The sequence below is a fragment of the Bifidobacterium thermophilum genome (genome assembly GCF_002846655.1).
Taxonomy (GTDB): domain Bacteria; phylum Actinomycetota; class Actinomycetes; order Actinomycetales; family Bifidobacteriaceae; genus Bifidobacterium; species Bifidobacterium thermophilum.
This window is the reverse complement of sequence record NZ_PCGX01000010.1, coordinates 493269-511824: the sequence shown is the minus strand read 5'-3', so window position 1 is coordinate 511824 and position 18556 is coordinate 493269. Positions and strand designations below refer to the sequence as shown.

Annotated in this window: 15 protein-coding genes and 1 tRNA gene; 13 read left to right on the top strand and 3 right to left on the bottom strand. The window is 62.1% G+C overall.

The window, feature by feature from the left end; genetic code table 11:
* Nucleotides 1-75 precede the first annotated feature (75 nt).
* From dapE to rplA, 12 genes are all read left to right on the top strand, one after another.
* A complete protein-coding gene (gene dapE / locus CQR48_RS07575) occupies nt 76-1233 on the top strand; it encodes a succinyl-diaminopimelate desuccinylase (protein WP_425513416.1) in 1158 nt (385 codons plus the stop codon).
* 425 nt (nt 1234-1658) lie between these two features.
* Entirely contained in the window at nt 1659-4613 is a 2955-nt protein-coding gene (locus tag CQR48_RS07570; RefSeq protein WP_101452491.1) for an Rne/Rng family ribonuclease, read from the top strand.
* 166 nt (nt 4614-4779) lie between these two features.
* Entirely contained in the window at nt 4780-5088 is a 309-nt protein-coding gene (gene rplU, locus CQR48_RS07565) for a 50S ribosomal protein L21 (protein ID WP_015451052.1), read from the top strand.
* Nucleotides 5089-5118: 30 nt separating this feature from the next.
* Complete coding sequence (gene rpmA / locus CQR48_RS07560) at nt 5119-5370, top strand: 50S ribosomal protein L27 (RefSeq protein ID WP_015451051.1); 252 nt, start codon at nt 5119-5121, stop codon at nt 5368-5370.
* 271 nt (nt 5371-5641) lie between these two features.
* Nucleotides 5642-7339: a GTPase ObgE gene (gene obgE / locus CQR48_RS07555; RefSeq protein WP_101452490.1), complete on the top strand. Its 1698-nt coding sequence runs from the start codon at nt 5642-5644 to the stop codon at nt 7337-7339.
* The gene (proB, locus tag CQR48_RS07550) at nt 7339-8472 is read left to right on the top strand and encodes a glutamate 5-kinase (protein ID WP_015451049.1); all 1134 of its coding nucleotides are present in this window, start codon (nt 7339-7341) and stop codon (nt 8470-8472) included. Before obgE ends, proB begins: the two co-directional genes overlap by 1 nt.
* A 250-nt stretch (nt 8473-8722) precedes the next feature.
* Entirely contained in the window at nt 8723-9928 is a 1206-nt protein-coding gene (locus CQR48_RS07545) for a pyridoxal phosphate-dependent aminotransferase (RefSeq protein ID WP_101452489.1), read from the top strand.
* Nucleotides 9929-10160: 232 nt separating this feature from the next.
* Nucleotides 10161-10236 (top strand) — tRNA-Trp (locus CQR48_RS07540).
* A 37-nt stretch (nt 10237-10273) separates the two neighbouring features.
* Nucleotides 10274-10498 carry a preprotein translocase subunit SecE gene (gene secE / locus CQR48_RS07535; RefSeq protein ID WP_015451047.1) on the top strand — a complete coding sequence of 75 codons (225 nt, stop codon included), beginning with the start codon at nt 10274-10276 and terminating at the stop codon, nt 10496-10498.
* A 26-nt stretch (nt 10499-10524) separates the two neighbouring features.
* Complete coding sequence (gene nusG, locus CQR48_RS07530; RefSeq protein WP_101452488.1) at nt 10525-11394, top strand: transcription termination/antitermination protein NusG; 870 nt, start codon at nt 10525-10527, stop codon at nt 11392-11394.
* Nucleotides 11395-11746: 352 nt separating this feature from the next.
* A complete protein-coding gene (gene rplK / locus CQR48_RS07525; RefSeq protein WP_015451045.1) occupies nt 11747-12178 on the top strand; it encodes a 50S ribosomal protein L11 in 432 nt (143 codons plus the stop codon).
* A 14-nt stretch (nt 12179-12192) separates the two neighbouring features.
* Complete coding sequence (gene rplA / locus CQR48_RS07520; protein WP_015451044.1) at nt 12193-12888, top strand: 50S ribosomal protein L1; 696 nt, start codon at nt 12193-12195, stop codon at nt 12886-12888.
* Nucleotides 12889-13176: 288 nt separating this feature from the next.
* Here the strand turns inward: rplA and CQR48_RS07515 are convergent, their stop codons facing one another.
* The gene (locus CQR48_RS07515) at nt 13177-14196 is read right to left on the bottom strand and encodes a PucR family transcriptional regulator (protein WP_101452487.1); all 1020 of its coding nucleotides are present in this window, start codon (nt 14194-14196) and stop codon (nt 13177-13179) included.
* A gap of 9 nt (nt 14197-14205) precedes the next feature.
* Nucleotides 14206-16383, bottom strand: a complete 2178-nt coding sequence (locus tag CQR48_RS07510) for a DUF6020 family protein (protein ID WP_101452486.1) — start codon at nt 16381-16383, stop codon at nt 14206-14208.
* A gap of 454 nt (nt 16384-16837) precedes the next feature.
* Here CQR48_RS07510 and CQR48_RS07505 point away from each other — a divergent pair, with 454 nt between their 5' ends.
* The gene (locus CQR48_RS07505) at nt 16838-17707 is read left to right on the top strand and encodes a biotin--[acetyl-CoA-carboxylase] ligase (RefSeq protein ID WP_240932112.1); all 870 of its coding nucleotides are present in this window, start codon (nt 16838-16840) and stop codon (nt 17705-17707) included.
* A 191-nt stretch (nt 17708-17898) separates the two neighbouring features.
* Here the strand turns inward: CQR48_RS07505 and CQR48_RS07500 are convergent, their stop codons facing one another.
* A complete protein-coding gene (locus CQR48_RS07500; protein ID WP_101452485.1) occupies nt 17899-18513 on the bottom strand; it encodes a biotin transporter BioY in 615 nt (204 codons plus the stop codon).
* Nucleotides 18514-18556 lie beyond the last annotated feature (43 nt).

Sequence of the window (18556 nt, the reverse complement as noted above, 5' to 3'; positions counted from 1 at the left end):
ATTGGCCTTCCCTGATTGACGGAGGATGATATGACAATGACGGATAACGGTGGAAACGACAGCGAAGCCGAGCGGATGCGTACCGAAATCGAGCGGATGTTCACTGATATCATGAACCGGTATTCTGTCAGCGACGATGAAGGCCCGTTGGCTGACGAGGTTGAGGCGTTCCTGTCCCGCCAACCGCATCTGACGGTGCGGCGGCATGGCGATACCGTGGTCGCGTCCACGAATCTGGGCCGGGAGCGTCGGGTGGTCCTCGCCGGGCATCTGGACACGGTCCCGGTAATCGACAATTTCCCGCCGCGCTGGCTGGAACCGGGCGATCCGCTGATCCGCGAGGACATCGCCGCCGCATACCCTGGCGAACGAGTGATGTGGGGGCGGGGTGCCACCGATATGAAAGCCTCGGATGCGGTGATGCTGTATCTCGCGGCGAATCTGAAGAATCCGAAATACGATCTCACCTTCGTGTTCTACGACCATGAAGAAGTCGCGGCGGAGAAGAACGGTTTGCGCAAGGTCGCACAAAGCCATCCTGATTGGATCCAGGGCGATTTTGCGCTGATCGGCGAGCCGACGGATTGCGGCATCGAAGGCGGCTGCAACGGAACCATCCGTTTCGATGTGATCACGCACGGTGTGGCGGCGCATTCGGCCCGTGCGTGGATGGGCTCGAACGCCATCCATAAGGCGGCACCGATCCTCAATACGCTTAACGCGTACGAGCCGCAAGACGTGACCGTGGACGGACTGACATATCGCGAAGGCGTCAACGCAACGCTGATTTCCGGCGGCAAAGGCACGAACGTCATCCCCGATGAATGCCGTGTCCATGTCAATTACCGTTTCGCGCCCGACAAGACGATTGCACAGGCGAAGGCGCTAATGATGGGCGCGGACGCGGGCGCCGAGCTGGGCAACGGCGAGCATGTGGCGACCGGTGGCATGTTTGCGGGCTTCGGCATCGAGATGAAGGACGAGTCGCCGAGCGCGCGCCCCGGTATGGACGATCCGCTCGCCGCCTCGCTCGCCGCGTTGGTCAAGGAGCGTACTGGCCGCGATCCACAGGCGAAGCTTGGGTGGACTGATGTCGCACGCTTCGCTCAGCTCGGTGTCCCGGCGGTCAATCTCGGGGCCGGCAGTCCGTTGCTCGCCCACAAGCATGATGAGCAGGTTGCAGCCAGCGAATTGACGCGTATGGCATCCATCCTGCTGGATTGGCTGGCGTAGTCCTCGGTTCCAGCACGAGTTCCGTGCATTCCCTGATTAAGCACCGAGTAGGCACCGCGAAATACCTGCACAATCTCGGTGTGTGCTCAGCGCAATCCTGGCGTATTCACGCGTGGCAGGTCATAATCGCCGCAAGCACGAACAATACTGCCGATTTTTCGACTTGTGCGCGAGCTTCGCATTTTTTGTGTCATACTTGAGTGTGACGGTTCTGCAACAGCCGTCATGCGTTTGATGGCGTCGATCCCCTCGCAATCCGGCTATGGTGGCCAATGCGAGCGCCGGTGTCCGCCGTCGCGCAGCTAGACTTTTATGTATTGCCCCGTATGGGCGCGAATGGTGCGCGGCCGCGGTGAGAGCGCGGTGTGACAACTGTGCGGGGCCGGGAAAAGGCGATATGGCTGCAGCATATCGCGAGGAGCATTGTGCCCAGAACAGAAGAACAGGGCTTTGCGGACGATTCGAATGAATCCCGCGAAGCGCAGCAGCAGACCAACACGACTCCAACATCGGCACAGCATCAGGCGGCTTCGTCTGAGACGTTCTCGGCCCCGGTTCGCCGGCGTCGCGGAGGCCGTCGTGTCGTGCGTGGCGCAGGGGCCGCAGGCGCGGACCTTGCGCTGAAGGTTGAGGAGCACCCCAAGCCGTTGTTCGAAGAGCCAGCGATTGATCCGGCTCCCGTGCGCAACACTGCGTCTGCGGACAACGCAACGGAAGATGCTGAAACGGACGGGGAACAGCATGCGCCGCACCGTGGCCGCCGCCGGATTTCCCGCGCGGCAGGGTTGCAGGGCACCTCAACGAGGTCCCGCCGTCGTACCCGTATCGCTGCCGATGATGAGCCGTCCGCGCAGCCTGTCGCAGATACTGCCGTTCTGGGCGGCCATGGCGTAGCCGACGCGGAAACTCCGGAGGAGCGTGTCCAGGATGCGCTTGATTCCCTCTCCCACGAGCATGGGGATGCAGCGCCGTCCGCCACCCGGACGCATCGCCGTTCCAAGCCGATGACATCCCTGCTCTTCCAGGAGCCGGTGCTGCCGTCGCATCAGTCTTCCGGGGCATCCGTCTCCGACGCCGATGACATGGAATCCGAAGATGATTCCGACCGTCGTGATGCGCGTGATGCGCGTGACGAACGTGACGAGGAACGCGAACCTCGCCGCACTCGCCGTAGCCGCTCGCGTCGTGGTCGCGGCCGCGGTGAAGATGATGTGGAACGTGATGACGAACGCTCCAATCAGAGTGCGAATTCGCGTGACAGCCGTGACAGCAGTGACGAGTCCGCCGCCGACGATCGGGAAGAAGACGAACCTCGTCGCGGCCGACGTTCCCGCCGATTGAATGCACAGGAGCGTCGTGCTGCCGCCGAGGTCGAACAGATTGAAGAAGACCTCGAATACGACGACATCGCCTATACCCCAATCGCCGAAGTGATGTCCGGCAATCGGAACGCCGGCGGCTCACGCAAGGACGACCATGCCGATGACGATGAGGACGCTCAGGACACCCGCACCCGTCGCCGTCGCCGCCGGTCGTCCCGCGAGGAGTCCGAGGACGACAACGAGCAGATTCTCGAGGTGCGCCACCGCCACCGTGACGAGGACGAGGATACGACAGTCACCCGTCGCCGTCGTCGCCGTCGTTCAGACAAAGGCGTGGAGGAGAGCGAAGAGCCAGTCCGCCGTTCCCGCAAGCAGCAATACATCGACGAAATCACCGATGTCGAAGGCTCCACCCGTCTCGAGGCCAAGAAGCAGCGTCGCCGGGACAACCGTCGTGAGCGCAGCCGCCAGAACCAGATCATGGAGCAGGACTTCCTCGCCCGCCGCGAGCATGTTGACCGGCTCATGGTTGTGCGCGAACGCGGCCACCATACGCAGATTTCGGTGATCGAGGACAACGTGCTGGTTGAGCATTACGTCTCCGACATCCAGGAGGTCGCCACCGTCGGCAACATCTATCTCGGCCGCGTGCAGAATGTGCTGCCGAGCATGGAGGCGGCGTTCGTGAATATCGGCCAGCCGCGTAACGGCGTCTTGTACGCCGGCGAGGTCAACTGGGACACCACGCGTCTTGAAGGGCAGCCGCGCCGCATCGAGCTCGCCTTCAAGTCAGGCGACCCGGTGCTTGTGCAAGTCACCAAGGACCCGATCGGTCACAAGGGTGCGCGTCTGACCTCGCAGGTCACGCTCGCAGGCCGTTTCCTTGTCCTCGTACCGTCCGGCGGTATGACGGGCGTCAGCCGCAAGCTGCCTGACCGTGAGCGTGCTCGCCTGAAGTCCATCGTTTCGAAGATCGCTCCGAAGGATATGGGTGTGATTATCCGTACCGCAGCTGAAGGCGCTTCCGAGGAGGCCATCGAGAAGGATCTCGAGGCGTTGCGCCGGCAGTGGGACAAGATTTGCGAGAAGCGCGACCTGTATCTGCACGGCAAGCGTCCGAAGCTGCTGCAGGGCGAGCCGGATGTCGCCATCCGCGTGGTGCGTGACATCTTCAACGACGATTTCTCCCAGATGATCGTCGAGGGCGACCGCGTGTACGAGCGGATCGAGGAATATCTCGACACGATGGCCCCGGACCTGCGCGACAAGCTGGTCAAGTGGGATCCCGAGGAGCATGGCGGCAAGGACGTGTTCGACAAGTGGCAGATTGATTCCCAGCTGCGCAAGGGCATGGAACGTCAGGTATACCTGCCGTCCGGCGGTTCGATCGTCATCGACCGCACCGAGGCAATGACCACGATCGATGTGAACACGGGCCGGTTCATCGGCAAGGGCAAGAGCCTTGAGGAGACTGTCACCCGGTGCAATCTTGAGGCGTCCGAGGAAATCGCCCGCCAGCTGCGTCTGCGTGACATCGGCGGCATGATCATGATCGACTATGTCGACATGGTGATGCCCGCGAACCGTGACTTGGTGCTGCGCCGCTTGGTCGAGTGCCTGGCGCGTGACCGTACCAAGCATCAGGTCGCTGAGGTCACTTCGCTCGGTTTGGTGCAAATGACGCGCAAGCGCATCGGCCAGGGCTTGGTCGAGGCTTTCTCGGAGGAGTGCCCGACGTGCAAGGGCCGCGGCTTCATCATCCATGACGAGCCGACGGTCAGTGCCGAGTATGACGATCCGTACGCGATGAAGGGCGGCGATCCGTTCGTCAAGACGAACAAGCACGGTCACGGCACTCCCGAGGTGCAGGCGCCGAAGGGCTCGAGCCCGGCGGTCAAGGCCAAGCTTGCGCAGATCGCCGCGGCGGCGGTCGCAGCGAATAACGCCGAGAACGCAGAAAACACGGAGCGCGCCGAGCGCAATGCCGCCTCACAGGCTGATGACTCGGCAGACTCGGCAGTCGATGCCGACAATACGGACGGTGCCACTGAACGGTGACTGACGGCCTTCGGGCACCGATACGAGACCGGTGTCCGAAGGCTGACACGCGTTGTTTCATCGACTTGACGGATGTACGCGGGTCGGTGTAGTTTTGAGAGTTGGTGTCTGGCCGGAGGCTCGAACGCGCTGGACAGTAAGCTTTCCACAACATAAGGAACGGAATATGTACGCGATTGTGAAGGCCGGTGGCCATCAGGAAAAGGTCGAGGTCGGTGACGTCATCCTGGTCAACCGTCTCGATGCAAAGCAGGGCGATACCGTGGAGTTCCCGGTCGCGCTCGTAGTCGACGGCTCCAAGGTCACCCTTGCCGCCAAGGACCTTGCCAAGGTCTCCGTGAAGGGCGAAGTCGTGAACGACGAAGCCAAGGGCCCGAAGATCAACATCATGAAGTACAAGAACAAGACTGGCGTGACCCGTCGTAAGGGCCATCGTCAGAAGCTCAGCCTCGTCAAGATCACCGAGATCGCCTGAGCGTTCTTGAGGACCGAAAGGAATTAGATCATGGCACATAAGAAGGGCGCTTCCAGCTCACGTAACGGGCGCGATTCGCAGCCTCAATACCTCGGTGTGAAGAAGTTCGGCGGCGAGTCCGTGCTCGCTGGCAACATCCTCGTCCGTCAGCGCGGCACCAAGTTCCATCCCGGCGAGAACGTCGGTATGGGCAAGGATCACACCCTGTTCGCCCTCAAGGACGGCAGCGTGAAGTTCGGTGTCCGTCGTGACCGTAAGGTCGTCGACGTCGTCACCGCCTGACGCATCAATACCTGAAGCCGCGCCCGTTGTCGGACGCGGCTTTTTTTATTGCCCAGTGCTGCTCGCGGCGCGGTTTTCGGGGTGACTTCCGGCGCGGCTTGTGACGCGGCTGTTCCACAGCGTCGCGTCGTGACGGTGGTTCCGTATCGCTGCGGGCTCAGTCTTAGGGCGCATCGCGCATGATATCGCGGTATGGCGGTATCGTTGATTATCCATGAATTCCCGTCCGTCTTGTGCGTTCACCGGCGGTCGGACGACGTAAGGTGACACTATGGCAGATTTTGTTGATCGGGTGACCGTCCATGTCAAGGGCGGCGACGGGGGCAACGGCTCCGCAGGCATCAGGCGCGAGAAATACAAGCCGCTTGCCGGCCCCAACGGCGGCAATGGCGGCGACGGCGGTTCCGTCATCTTTGTGGCGGATGAGAACGCGAACAGCCTGCTGGATTACCGGTTCATTCCCCACCGCACAGCCGACAGCGGCACCATGGGCTTGGGAGATACGAAAGATGGCTCGAAAGGCAAGGACCTGATTCTGCCGGTACCGGTCGGTACGATGATTTTCACTGCGAAAGGTGCCAAGGGCCAGACGAAGCGCCCCGGCGAACTGCTTGCGGATCTGCGGCATGTGGGGGACCGGTTCGTCGCCGCTGCGGGCGGTGCGGGCGGGCTCGGCAACGCCGCGCTGGCGAACCGTACGCGTCGCGCTCCGGGCTTCGCCTTGCTTGGTGAGCCCGGTGAGGAACGCGATGTCGTCCTCGAGCTTAAGTCCATTGCGGACGTCGCGCTCGTTGGCTTCCCCTCGGCGGGCAAATCCAGCTTGGTCGCAGCAATGAGCGCCGCCAAGCCGAAAATCGCCGATTACCCGTTCACCACGCTGGTGCCGAATCTCGGCGTGGTCATGGCCGGCGATTACCGGTACACCATCGCGGATGTGCCGGGTCTGATCCCGGGCGCATCCGAAGGCAAGGGGCTTGGCTTGGAATTCCTGCGCCATATCGAGCGTACGGAAATCATCGTGCATGTGATCGACTGCGCGACCCTCGAACCTGACCGCGACCCGGTGTCCGACTACCACGCGCTCGAACATGAGCTCGCCCAGTACGCGGACAAGCTGGAACTGCCGGTGGGTGCGATTCCGATTCCCGATCGTCCGCGCATCATCGTGCTCAACAAGGTCGATGTGCCTGAAGCCAAGGAACTCGCGGACTTTGTGCGTCCCGAATTCGAGAAGATGGGGTTGCGCGTGTTCGAGGTGTCCACCGCTTCGCACGCCGGCCTCAAAGAACTCGGGTATGCCCTCGGCGAGCTGGTCACCCAGATGCGCAAGGAGGTTGCGCGCCGCGAGCAGGAGCAGGAGGACGAGCGCGTCGTCATCAAACCGCTCGAACGCAAGGGTCGCAGACGCCCTGCTGCAGTCGCTGAGGCTGATTTCAAGGTCGAGCGCGAAACGAACCGCAACGGCGACGTGTGGTACACCGTCACCGGCACCAAACCGGAACGTTGGGTCGTCCAAACGAACTTTGACAATGACGAAGCCGTCGGCTATCTCGCCGATCGGCTGGCCAAGCTTGGTGTCGAGGACGAGCTGCGGCGCCAAGGCGCGCATGCGGGCGACGAGGTGCGCATCGGGCGGGGCGACCGCGCGGTCGCCTTTGACTGGGATCCGACCATCGCGGCGGGCGCCGAGATGCTGGACGGCTCGCAACTGGGCTCGCGCGGCAAGGATCTGCGCCTCGAGGCGAATGATCCGCGTGCCCAGCGCCGTACGAATGCGGAACGCCGACGCGAATACCACGAGATGATGGATGCCCGCGCGGCTGTGCGCGAGGCGATGATGGCGGAACGCAAGGCCGGCCACTGGGCCGATCCGAGCGTGGACGACGACCGTCATGACCGCGAAAGTCTGTTCGGACGTGGCGAGGCCGGTGACGACCAGGAGCAGGACAGCGAGGAAGCCGGGGAGTAATGGCACAGCCCACGCATGAGAGAGTCAGACGGTCCATCGCGCAAGCGCAGACGATTGTGGTCAAGGTCGGTTCCAGTTCGCTGACCAAGCCTTCGGGGCATCTTGACCCGGCGAAACTGGACGCGCTGGTCGCGGCACTCGCATGCGCGCGGTTGCAAGGGGCGCGCATCGTCCTCGTGTCATCGGGCGCTATCGCTGCCGGATTCGGGCCGCTTGGCTTCGAACGCCGGCCGGCCGATATCGCAACGCAGCAGGCGTGCGCATCCGTCGGCCAGGGACTGCTCATGGCCCGGTATGAGGTGTCGTTCAGCCGTTTCGGCATCCGGGTCGGCCAAATCCTCATCACCGCGGAGGACACGATCAGGGCGACGCAATACCACAACGCGCAGCGCACCTTGGATCGTCTGCTTGATTTGGGCGTCGTGCCGGTCGTCAACGAGAACGATGCCCTGGCGAATAACGAAATCCGGTTCGGTGACAACGACCGCCTGTCCGCGCTGGTGGCGAATATCGTGCGCGCGGACGCCCTCGTGCTGCTCACTGACGTGGACGCCTTGTATACCGCGCCCCCGAGCCAACCCGGTTCGAAGAAAATCGATTTCGTACCCGATGTTGAGCGCGCGCTCAATGAGGTCAAAGTCGCGGGCAGCTCCTCTGGCGTCGGTACCGGAGGCATGGTCACCAAGTTGGAAGCCGCCCATATGGCCGCGGTCTCGGGCATTCCTGCGGTGCTCACCTGTGCTGCGAATGCAGGGCCGGCCTTGATGGGCGACCCGGTGGGTACGGCGTTCGCGCCCATCAAGCGGCGTGGTTCGTCGAGGCGGCTGTGGATTAAATTCGCGTCGCATCCGCGTGGCGTGCTTGTCGTGGACACGGGAGCCGCACAAGCCGTGCGTGCCGGCCGTGCGAGCCTGCTGAGCGCCGGCGTTCTCGAGGTGCGTGGCGATTTTTCCGCAGGCGACCCGATCTGGATTGACGACGAGTCCGGCAAGCATATTGCCAAGGGGCTCTCCGGCTACGATTCCGAGGAAATCCCGCGCATGCTGGGGCGCAACACCGCGCAGCTGCGGCGTTTCTTCGGCGACGAATACGCGCATCCGCTTGTGCATCGCGATAATCTCGTTCTTGTGTGATTTGCGGAATTTGTGGGATTTGCGCGATTTGTGGGATTCGCACGAATGGTCATCATATGCTTCGCGCGATTGGAGTGGCGGTGTGACTACCATTTCGTGACTGTCGTTTCGTGATTTCATGCTGTGTCTGGCATATGGCGGCGTCCCGTTGGCAGCGGCCATACCGCGACCGTCCCGTTGTGCCGTACGAGTGCGTGTCGCGGCAGCGGGACGGTTTTCGCCCGTAGCGATTACAGTAGAGGCCATGACTATGGCTGACTGGCAGAACCTGAGCGACCGTGTCAACAATGTCGCCCCCAGCGCGACCCTCGCTGTCGATTCGAAGGCGAAGGCGATGAAGGCGCAGGGCATCGACATCGTGGCCTACGGTGCGGGCGAGCCGAATTTCCCCACCCCTGATTACATCGTCGACGCCGCGGCGGCTGCATGCCGTGACCCGAAGAACCACCGCTACACTCCGACGGCCGGTCTGCCCGAGCTGCGTGAGGCGATCGCGCGCAAGACGCTGCGCGATTCCGGCTACGAGGTCTCGCCTGACCAAGTCGTGGTCACCAACGGCGGCAAACAGTCTGTGTACGAGGTATTCCAGCTGTTGCTCAATCCCGGTGACGAAGTCATTATCCCCGCCCCGTATTGGACCAGCTATCCTGAGGTCGTCAAGCTCGCTGGCGGCAAGCCGGTTCCGGTGTTCTCCGGCGCCGAGCAGGGCTTCGAACCGGATATCGACAAAATCGAAGCGGCGCGTACCGATCGCACCAAGGCAATCATCATCACCTCGCCATCTAACCCGACCGGTGCCGTGTGGAGCCGTGAAACCATCAAGGCGATCGGCGAGTGGGCCGTGGAACACCACGTGTGGGTCGTTTCCGATGAAATCTACGAACACCTCAACTATGACGGCGTGAAGACCGCTTATGTCGGCGCCGAGGTGCCCGAAGTGCGCAACCAGCTACTCGTGCTTAACGGCGTGGCGAAGACGTATGCGATGACCGGCTGGCGCGTCGGCTGGACCGTCGCCCCGCTCGAGGTCGCCAAGGCGCAGACCAAGCTACAAAGCCATATGACGTCGAATGTCGCCAATGTCTCCCAGCGTGCCGCGCTCGCCGCCGTCGCCGGCGACCTGTCCGCCGTGGCCGCGATGCGTGAGGCCTTCGACAAGCGCCGTCGCGCCATTGTCGCCGCCCTCAACGAGATTCCGGGCGTGCATTGCCCGATGCCGACCGGCGCGTTCTATGCGTTTGCGAATATCGAGGAGCTGCTCGGCAAGCCGCTGGGCGCAAATGGTTCGGTTGCCCATACGTCGCAGGAATTCGCCGCGCTGCTGCTCGACAAAGGCCATGTCGCCGCGGTTCCGGGCGAGGCCTTCGGTGCTCCCGGCTACCTGCGCTTCTCCTATGCGCTTTCCGACGAGGATCTGGCCAAGGGCATGCGCTACTTCAAGGAGTGGATTGGCTGATTCCCGGTAGGGGGTGCGGTGCCCGGTCACGGCGTGGGTCGTGGCTGGGCACTTGTCGTTTACACCGATGCTGCAGTTGCGTCGGTGCCCGCGCCATTTCGACACTCTGATTTTCGGCGGTATGACGCGTGTGGCGGAACCCGATTGGACTAAATCGCGAGTACCCGCTAAGATGGCCTCTTGGCGGTTTTGCTCAGTCCCGTCGTTTCGATAGAATGAGCAGAGTTCACCTAGGGATGTGGCGCAATTGGTAGCGCAACGGTCTCCAAAACCGTAGGTTGTGGGTTCGAGTCCCGCCGTCCCTGCCAGTCTTTTGGATGTTCAGTAGCCGAGCGAAGGATGGAAATGGCCAAGGCACGTACAGACAAGCCGCGTAAGCCCAATATTTTCATGCGGATCGGCTTGTATATCAAGCAGACGTTCAATGAGCTGCGCAAGGTTGTGACCCCTACCGGCAAAGAGCTGTTCTCTTGGTCGTTCGCGGTGTTCGTGTTTGTGCTGGTGCTGATGGCCCTGGTCACTGCCATGGACTTTGGCTTGGGCAAGCTCGTGTTGCTCGTTTTCGGCTGATCCGTACACACGAAGGTTAAGTAAGCATGGATGATGAAGTGAATCTCGAGAATCTGGATTCGTTGCCAGACGTGGTATCCGATGAGGATGCAGCGAACGGTGATATTCCTGCGGCCCAGCAGCAGGTGGCGTCGGAAGCTGACGCCCAGCCCGCCGCGGACGACGCCCAGGGCGCCGAGCCGGAGCAGGCCGCTGGCGATGCCGAGGCAACGGATGCTGCTGAAGCATCCGAAGGCGAGTCCGATCAGACGCAAGCCAAGGAAGACGAACCGGCTGAGGATGCCGGCACCAAGGCTGTCCAAGAGTTCTCCAAGAGCCTTCGCACACTCGACGGCAAGTGGTATGTGCTGCATACGTACTCCGGCTATGAAAAGCGCGTGAAGACCAACATCGAATCCCGTGTGCAGAGCTTCGGTCTCGAGGATCAGATCTTCCAGGTGGAAGTGCCGATGGAAGAGGTCGAGAAGCACACTGAAAAGGGCAAGAAGGTCATCACCCGCGTCCGCGTGCCTGGCTATGTGCTGATTCGTATGTGGCCGGATGAGGACGCTCGTCGTATCGTGCGTGAAACCGAGGGCGTGACCGGCTTTGTCGGCCCGACCAAGGATCCGGCACCGCTGTCGCGCGAGGAAGTCGTGCAGATGATGGCGCCGATGATTGCTTCCGAAGCGCTGAAGGCGGCAGGAGACAAGCCCGCTGCTGCGAAGAAGCGCAAGCTCGAAGTCTCCTATGCGGTTGGCGATCAGGTCACCGTCACCGACGGCCCGTTTGCGACCATGCCGGCTGTGGTTTCCGACGTCGAGCCGACCACGCAGAAGCTCACCGTGCTCGTGTCCATCTTCGGTCGTGACACGCCTGTGGAGCTCGGCTTCGGACAGGTCGAGAAGATCGACTGAAGCCGAACAATCCGTTCGTACTCAATGGCGGCGGCACCTCACCGGGTGCCGCCGCCATTGTCATTGTGCTCGGCACATCCAATCTGGTTACGTTGGGTGGGGCTGAGCGTAGCTGGTTTGTGGGGAGGAGGAGTTCTGGGTGGTGATTGTCACGGCGCGGTCGGTGTCTTCGTGCCGCACCGCATCATGGGCGTGGCGACACTGATGTTGTCGAGACAAACGAGCATAATGGTGATGTTTGTGTCTGGAGGGGAGACCCGCTAGCACAGCACAGCAATGAACGTTGCGGGAGGAGACTGCGCCTCGTGCGTGGCGACCGTAACCACCGCTTCACAGAAAGAAGAACCAGACAATGGCTCCTAAGAAGAAAGTCACAGCGCTGATCAAGCTTCAGATCCAGGCTGGCAAGGCGAACCCCGCCCCGCCGCTGGGTCCGGCTCTGGGTTCGCATGGCGTCAACATCATGGACTTCTGCAAGGCCTACAACGCGGCCACGCAGGACAAGATGGGCCAGGTCGTCCCTGTTGAGATCACCGTTTACGAAGATCGTTCCTTCACCTTCGTGCTCAAGACCCCGCCGGCCGCAGCTCTGCTGAAGAAGGCCGCCGGTATCCAGAAGGGCACCGAGAACCCGCTGACCCACAAGGTCGGTACCGTCACCAAGGCTCAGGTCCGCGAAATCGCCGAGATCAAGATGCCTGATCTGTCCGCCCGCGACGTCGAGGCTGGCATGAAGATCATCGAAGGTACCGCCCGCTCCATGGGCATCACGGTCACCGACTGAGAGGAGAAGGACAGATGGCTAAGAAGCACTCCAAGAAGTACCGCGAGGCGGCCGAGAAGGTCGATCGTAACAACCTGTACACCGCTCCTGAGGCGATCGCTCTGCTCAAGAGCATGCCGAAGCGTGGTTTCGATGAAACCATCGAAGCCGTGTACCGTCTGAACGTGGATCCGCGCAAGGCCGACCAGCTCGTGCGCGGCGTCGTCAACCTGCCGAACGGCACTGGTAAGACCGCCAAGGTCCTCGTGTTCGCCCGCGGCCCGAAGGCCACCGAGGCCACCGAGGCCGGCGCCGACATCGTCGGCGATGACGATCTCGTGCAGAAGGTCCAGGACGGCTTCCTCGATTTCGACGCTGTCGTGGCTACCCCGGACATGATGGGCAAGGTTGGCCGTCTCGGCCGTATTCTCGGCCCGCGTGGCCTGATGCCGAACCCGAAGACCGGCACCGTGACCATGGATGTCACCAAGGCTGTCAAGGATATCAAGGGCGGCAAGATTGAGTTCCGTGTGGACAAGCACGGCAACCTGTCCTTCCTGATCGGCAAGATGTCCTTCGAAGAGAAGGCTCTTGACGAGAACTTCAAGGCAGTGGCTGACGAGATCAAGCGTCTCAAGCCGTCCACCGTGAAGGGCCGCTACATCACCAAGGCGACCATCACTTCCACGATGGGCCCCGGCATCCCGCTGGATACCGCGACACTCGCCTGATTTCTGGTTCCGTCCGTTATTTCGAGCCTAGGGCGGAACGAGAACGCACAAGCCCCATACATGCCGATTGCCGGTGTGCATGGGGCTTTCCCATTTTTATGGGGGGCGGGTCTTTTCAGTAGGTCTTTCGTGCCCAGTTGGTCAGAGCCCAGCAGATTCGTGTCCAGTACTTCGCAGTCCGGCACGTCCGGGTTACTAAGGTCGGAATTGTCGGTGTCAGTTCCGAAGTTGTCAGGATGACAATAACAAAGGATTCCCAGAAGGTGTCCGGGAAGTCAGCGGTACACCCTACAGCGTACCGTCATCGCGCCACAAACCGGCATCGCGTAGCCGTCCGAGCGTAATCGCAGTCGAGAGCACATATGCCTCGCGTGTATCGGTTGCATCCCAACCGCAAATTTCCGTGGCCCGTTTGAGCCGGTACCGCACGGTATTCGGGTGGACACTCAGCGCCCGGGCGGTCGCATCCAGCGAAGCGCCGGAATCAAGGAAAATGCTGACCGTTTGGAGTGTCGGATCATTGGGATTGTCGCCTTTGAGCGCCTCGTAGATTGATGTGATTAGCTCGTCGCGCGCATCCTCATCGCCCATGAGGGCACGTTCCGGAAGCAGGTCCTCGCATCGCATGGGTTGCGGCACTTCGCGCGTGCAGGCGTTGAGCGCGAACAGGGCGTTGATGACGGCCCGGATGGCGCGGGATGCACCGTCGGCATTCTGCCGGGTTGGCCCGAGACAAATCGGCTCATGCCCATCGAAACACGTTTCGGCGATATGCGCGACTTGGTCCGGGCTGGTTCCGTCATCGACGCGCACCAACGCCACCAGATTCCCGTCATGCTCGCCGATCAGACAATCCTGCGGGGTACCGTCGGCATGAGGCGGCAATTGGCTCCGGATTGACGCCGCGCACGAGGCGACATCGCGCGCCGGGGGAGTGCCGGCGATACTGCAGCAGACATAATGCGCAGGCCATCCAAGTGTATGCATCAGCGAGACGACCCGCTCGTCGTCCGTGCTTTCCGCGAGACACGCGAACACAATGGATTCGAGCAGGGTCCGGGCGTCGGCAGGGTGCTGCGACCCTGGTGCCGTTGCCGCGGCAGCATTCGATTGGTCAGCAGTTCCGAGTGCTCCGGCTGTTCCGGCGGTTTCATCTGTCGTTCCCACAACACCGGTTCCGGCAACGTCGGCCGGCCGGTCGCGTTCCAGCACATCGTCTCCCAATAGCACGGCGAGACGGGCCATCAACAGGTCAAGCAAATCCTTGCGATCGGAGCCTGACCCGGAGCGTGCAGAAACGGAAACCATAGTGCCAGCTTAGTCCCGCCCGGATTCAGTGTCACGGTGATGTCCACCCGCACTGTCCTCGGGCCCGGCGATACGCGTTTCATGGCAACCCCTGGACTCGCGCCAGTAGGTCAACGCGACGAAACAGAACACGAAAGTCAGCGGAAGCATATGGCGTTCGAAGTTGTTTGCCGGCGACGTGATCATCACGCCCATGAGCAGCAACAACGGCATATGCCACGCCAAAGTGCGCCAACGGCGGCGGACCACTTCCGCGGCGCCGAACAGCAGGGTCAAAATGACATAGAAATTGCCGTGCGTGACCCATCCGAGCACGGGGATCTTGCCCCAGTCGCGCGCGAACCTCGCGATATTCTCACGCCATTGTGGCTGCCAGTCCTTGATCCATTCGGTGTTGTTCACCACGTAATCGCTGGTCACGTAATAGTCCATGGAGACATACGGCAGATCGGCGATGTCGAAATAGCCGAAGCATTCGGCGAAGAACGCATCCGCCGCGATGACCGGGTTCGCCTTGACGATCTGCCACCACGCGCTGTTGAAATCAGCCATATCCTCTTTCGTGACGGAACGCCAACGATAGCTGACTTTCTTGGATTGGATCCCGGAGGATTTCACCGGGTCGGCGTCCTGCTGGAAGTAGGATTCGCCCATCTGGTCAAGGTTGAAGATCGGGGCGAGCTTGTCCGCCGCGTCCTTGGGTATGCCTTCGGGATTGCGTCGGGCAACGCGCGCGATTTGCTGCAGCTGGATGCCGCGGCTTTCGATCGGGTCGCCGTTGATGACCTTGCCGGTAGATACCAGAAGGACCAGGCCTCCATGCAGGATGACCGCCGGCAGCAGCAGGGCAGCGATGTAGGTCTTCCAGCGCCCGCGGTCGGTGATGAGCATAATGACCGTCTGCGCGAGGAGAATGTACCACGCGTATTTCGCGCTAATCAGCATGACGCAGGCGCTCGCGATGAATGCGGCGAGGGTACGTGCGGGCAGCCGACGGGGTGTCTCGCCGCGCTTGACGCGTGTCATATGCAGCTGGTAGGCGATGCCGAACCACCAGACGAATGCGAAGGCGAACAGCGGTGATTTCGTCAGGCTGATAGTGGAGAACACCGCGATCGGGCACAGCAGGAAGAACAGGATGATGATGGTGCGCTGCCATACGCCAGCCCGCGCGACGGCATGCGGATAATCCCCGGGTGTACTCCCTGGTTCGCTGTTCGGGACAACGGTGGCCTCGGTGTCCTTCCCGGACTCAGGTCCAAGCCACGGCAGGTTGAGGAATCGGTGCATCGTGGCCGAACAGCAGAACACCGCGAACAGGAACTGCAACGAGGACAGCACGACATATCCTGCATCGTTTGAACCAGTGAAATACCGGGATGCGGCGGCGACGGCACCGTAGAACACGGTGAGCACGAGATTGTGCTGATCCGTCAGATAGGTCGGGTCTTGCGGCCACAGGTAGTGCGCGGTCGGGTAGATATCCATCGGGACGAAGGCGAAGAACCCGGTATACGGCTGTTGCAAGCCCGTCCATTGGTTCCATGCCCAGCTGAATTCCCGCACTTGCGAGCGGATGTCGGCGCCGAACGCGGACAGCAGGGTGACAGGCACCCACAGCCATCCGATGAACATGATGAGCGCGAGGCCGATCCAACTGCGTGTGCACCGCATGATGATGCGCGGGGTATACGTGCGGACGGCGGTCCAGCAACGTCCGACGGCATGCGCGAATCGTGTGGCTGTAAATCGCCGCCACAGGCGTGCCAAGGCGTGCCATGGCTTGCTGATGTTCCGCCGCCATCCAGTGTGGCAGAAGGTTCCGATTGCCGCCGCCACCCGACGACAGGCGGAGCGAACGGATGAGGGGATGGCCGCAAGCCCGCCGCCGACGTGCACCAACGCGATGAGCAGCATCAGGTAGATGGCTAGAGCGAGCAGGAAATAGATGGTGTTGACGAATCCCCAGTCGGCGATGCTGCCGCCGTACCAATAGAACGGTCCAATCGCCGTGCAGAAACTCAGCCACAGGACGGCGAGGATCGCCAGCGTCCACCGGGCGATGACGCCGGCCAGCGCGCGGTGCGAGGAATGCCTGCCCGTCGTGGCCTTGGAACGCTTTGCCGCTTGATCGGGTTGCACGGATGGTGTGGTCGTGGCTCTCGAGGTTCGCGTGGCTTCGGTCATGTTTGAGCATTGTAGTCTGACGCAAGGAGCCGGGGCTGGGCGCAGGAGAGGCGTACGATGGCCGCGGGCGTAGCCGTGGAGGTGGTTGTGTGAGGATCCGCTCACACAGTGGCGGGTTTGGTGGGCTCGAGTCGAGGTCTGGCTGGTTGTGGGCGTCACTGTGTGAGGATTGGCTCGCACAACGGGGTTTGAGATGGTTGGCATCGGGCGGAGATGTTGCGATTGGAACCGTTGTGTGAGGATTGGCTCACATGGTGGCTGGGTTCGGTGTCTCGGACAGATGCCTGGCTGGTTGCAGGTGCCATTGTGCGAGGATCCGCTCACACAGTGGCCGGCTTGGTGGGCAACGCGTCCTGGCCGCCTGCCGGTTCCGCAGCCGCGGTCAATCCGCAACTTGGGTACATCCGGCGCGTACATCCGCGAAAAACGCGTTGTTCGGCGGTAGGCTGGTGCCATGATGACGAAACAGGGGACGGTTCCGCGCATGCCGCGGACCGAACAGGAGGCTGACCAGCTGATCGCGCTTGCCGAGGTGGATTCGACGAACACGCTCGCCTGCGAGATGCTCGCTGATGGGCGGATCGGGGGCGACCCGGCGGATGACGGGAAAATCACGGTGATTGCCGCGGACTACCAGACCGGCGGTCACGGCCGGCTGGGGCGCGCGTGGGTGAACCGTCCGGGGGAGTCCTTCACGGTGTCGTTCGTCACGGTGATGCCCGCCGATGTCGTGGCTGATGACACGGTCAACGGGTGGCTGCCGACACTCGCCGGTCTCGCTTCATGCGACGCGATTCGGTCGGCGGTGTTCTCCAGCGGCGCCCGTCCGCGTCAGCAGGATTGCACGCTGGCTATCAAATGGCCGAACGACATTTTCTGCCATGGCCTGAAACTCGGCGGGATTCTGGTGCAGCTCGTGCCCTTGGATGAGCATCGCACCGGTGTGATCATCGGCATCGGCATCAATCTCGCCCTGCGCGCGGAAAGCCTGCCGACCCCGCAATCCACATCCTTGCAGCTGCATGTCGACCCGCTGCCGGACGTGCAAGTGCTGCGTGACCTCATCGCGGCAGGAATCACAGCCGGCCTGCGTGAGCGTATCGCCCGGTTTGTGCGTGATCGCAAGGCCTACGCCGCCCAGCTGCTTGAGGAAACCCGGCAGGTGAGCTGGACACTCGGCAGGAGAGTGGAAGCCAGACTTGTAGGGGGCGAGACGATTGTCGGGCGCGCTATCCGCATCAATCCAGACGCCTCACTGGCCATTGTGGACGACGAGGGAGTCGAGCATACGGTGACGACCGGTGATGTCGGTGTTCTTGACTGATGGGCCACTGATGACTCACTGACCGCCAGCTGAAGGCCTGCCGTCCGCAGCGGTGACAGACAACGCATGCACATATGCGAAAGGCCGCCGCCCCACGCAATCGGGGCGGCGGCCTTTCGTTATCGACTGGTGCAACTAGCGCGCCCAGCCGTTACTTGCCGTTATTTGACATTATCTGACGTTCTTCGATGTCACTTGGCGTCACGGGCGATACGCGAGGACAGCCCGCTGACGGCTGCAGAGGCGACAACCGCCTTGAGCAGGTCGCCGCCGGCGAACCCGAGCGAAGCAAGCGCCACAGCGCTCAGCGGAACATGTGTGAGCATCGCCTGAATGCTCACACCGAAGGCGTACACAATCACCACGCAGCCAACCAGCGAGGCGCCGAAATATCTCGCGGCGGTCAGCCAGTAGCCACGTGCACCCGTGCCGCGTGCTTTGCCCTTGAGCAGGGAGGTGACGATCACGCCCGGCAGGAAGCCGAACAGGAAGCCGGCGCTCGGGCCGACCAGCGCCAGCGTGGACATGCCGCCCGAGAACACCGGCAGTCCTGCAGCGCCAGCGAGCAGGTACAGCACGACTGCGCCACCGGCTTCGCGCCAATCAAGACTCAACGCGGCAAGCATCAGGACGAAGGTCTGCAAGGTGATGCCGACCGGAGTGCCGGGAATCGGGATGCGCCCGGCGGCGGCCGCGGCCCACAGCAGCAGCGCGAACAGCAGCGACATGCCTGCCGAACGCAGCAGGCGGCGGGCGGTGGTAGGGGCCGCGGAAGCCAGTGCGGCGGATGGTGTCTGATGTGACATAGGAATCCCTTCCTTTCATGCAACTTTCATGCAATGCCCGGTC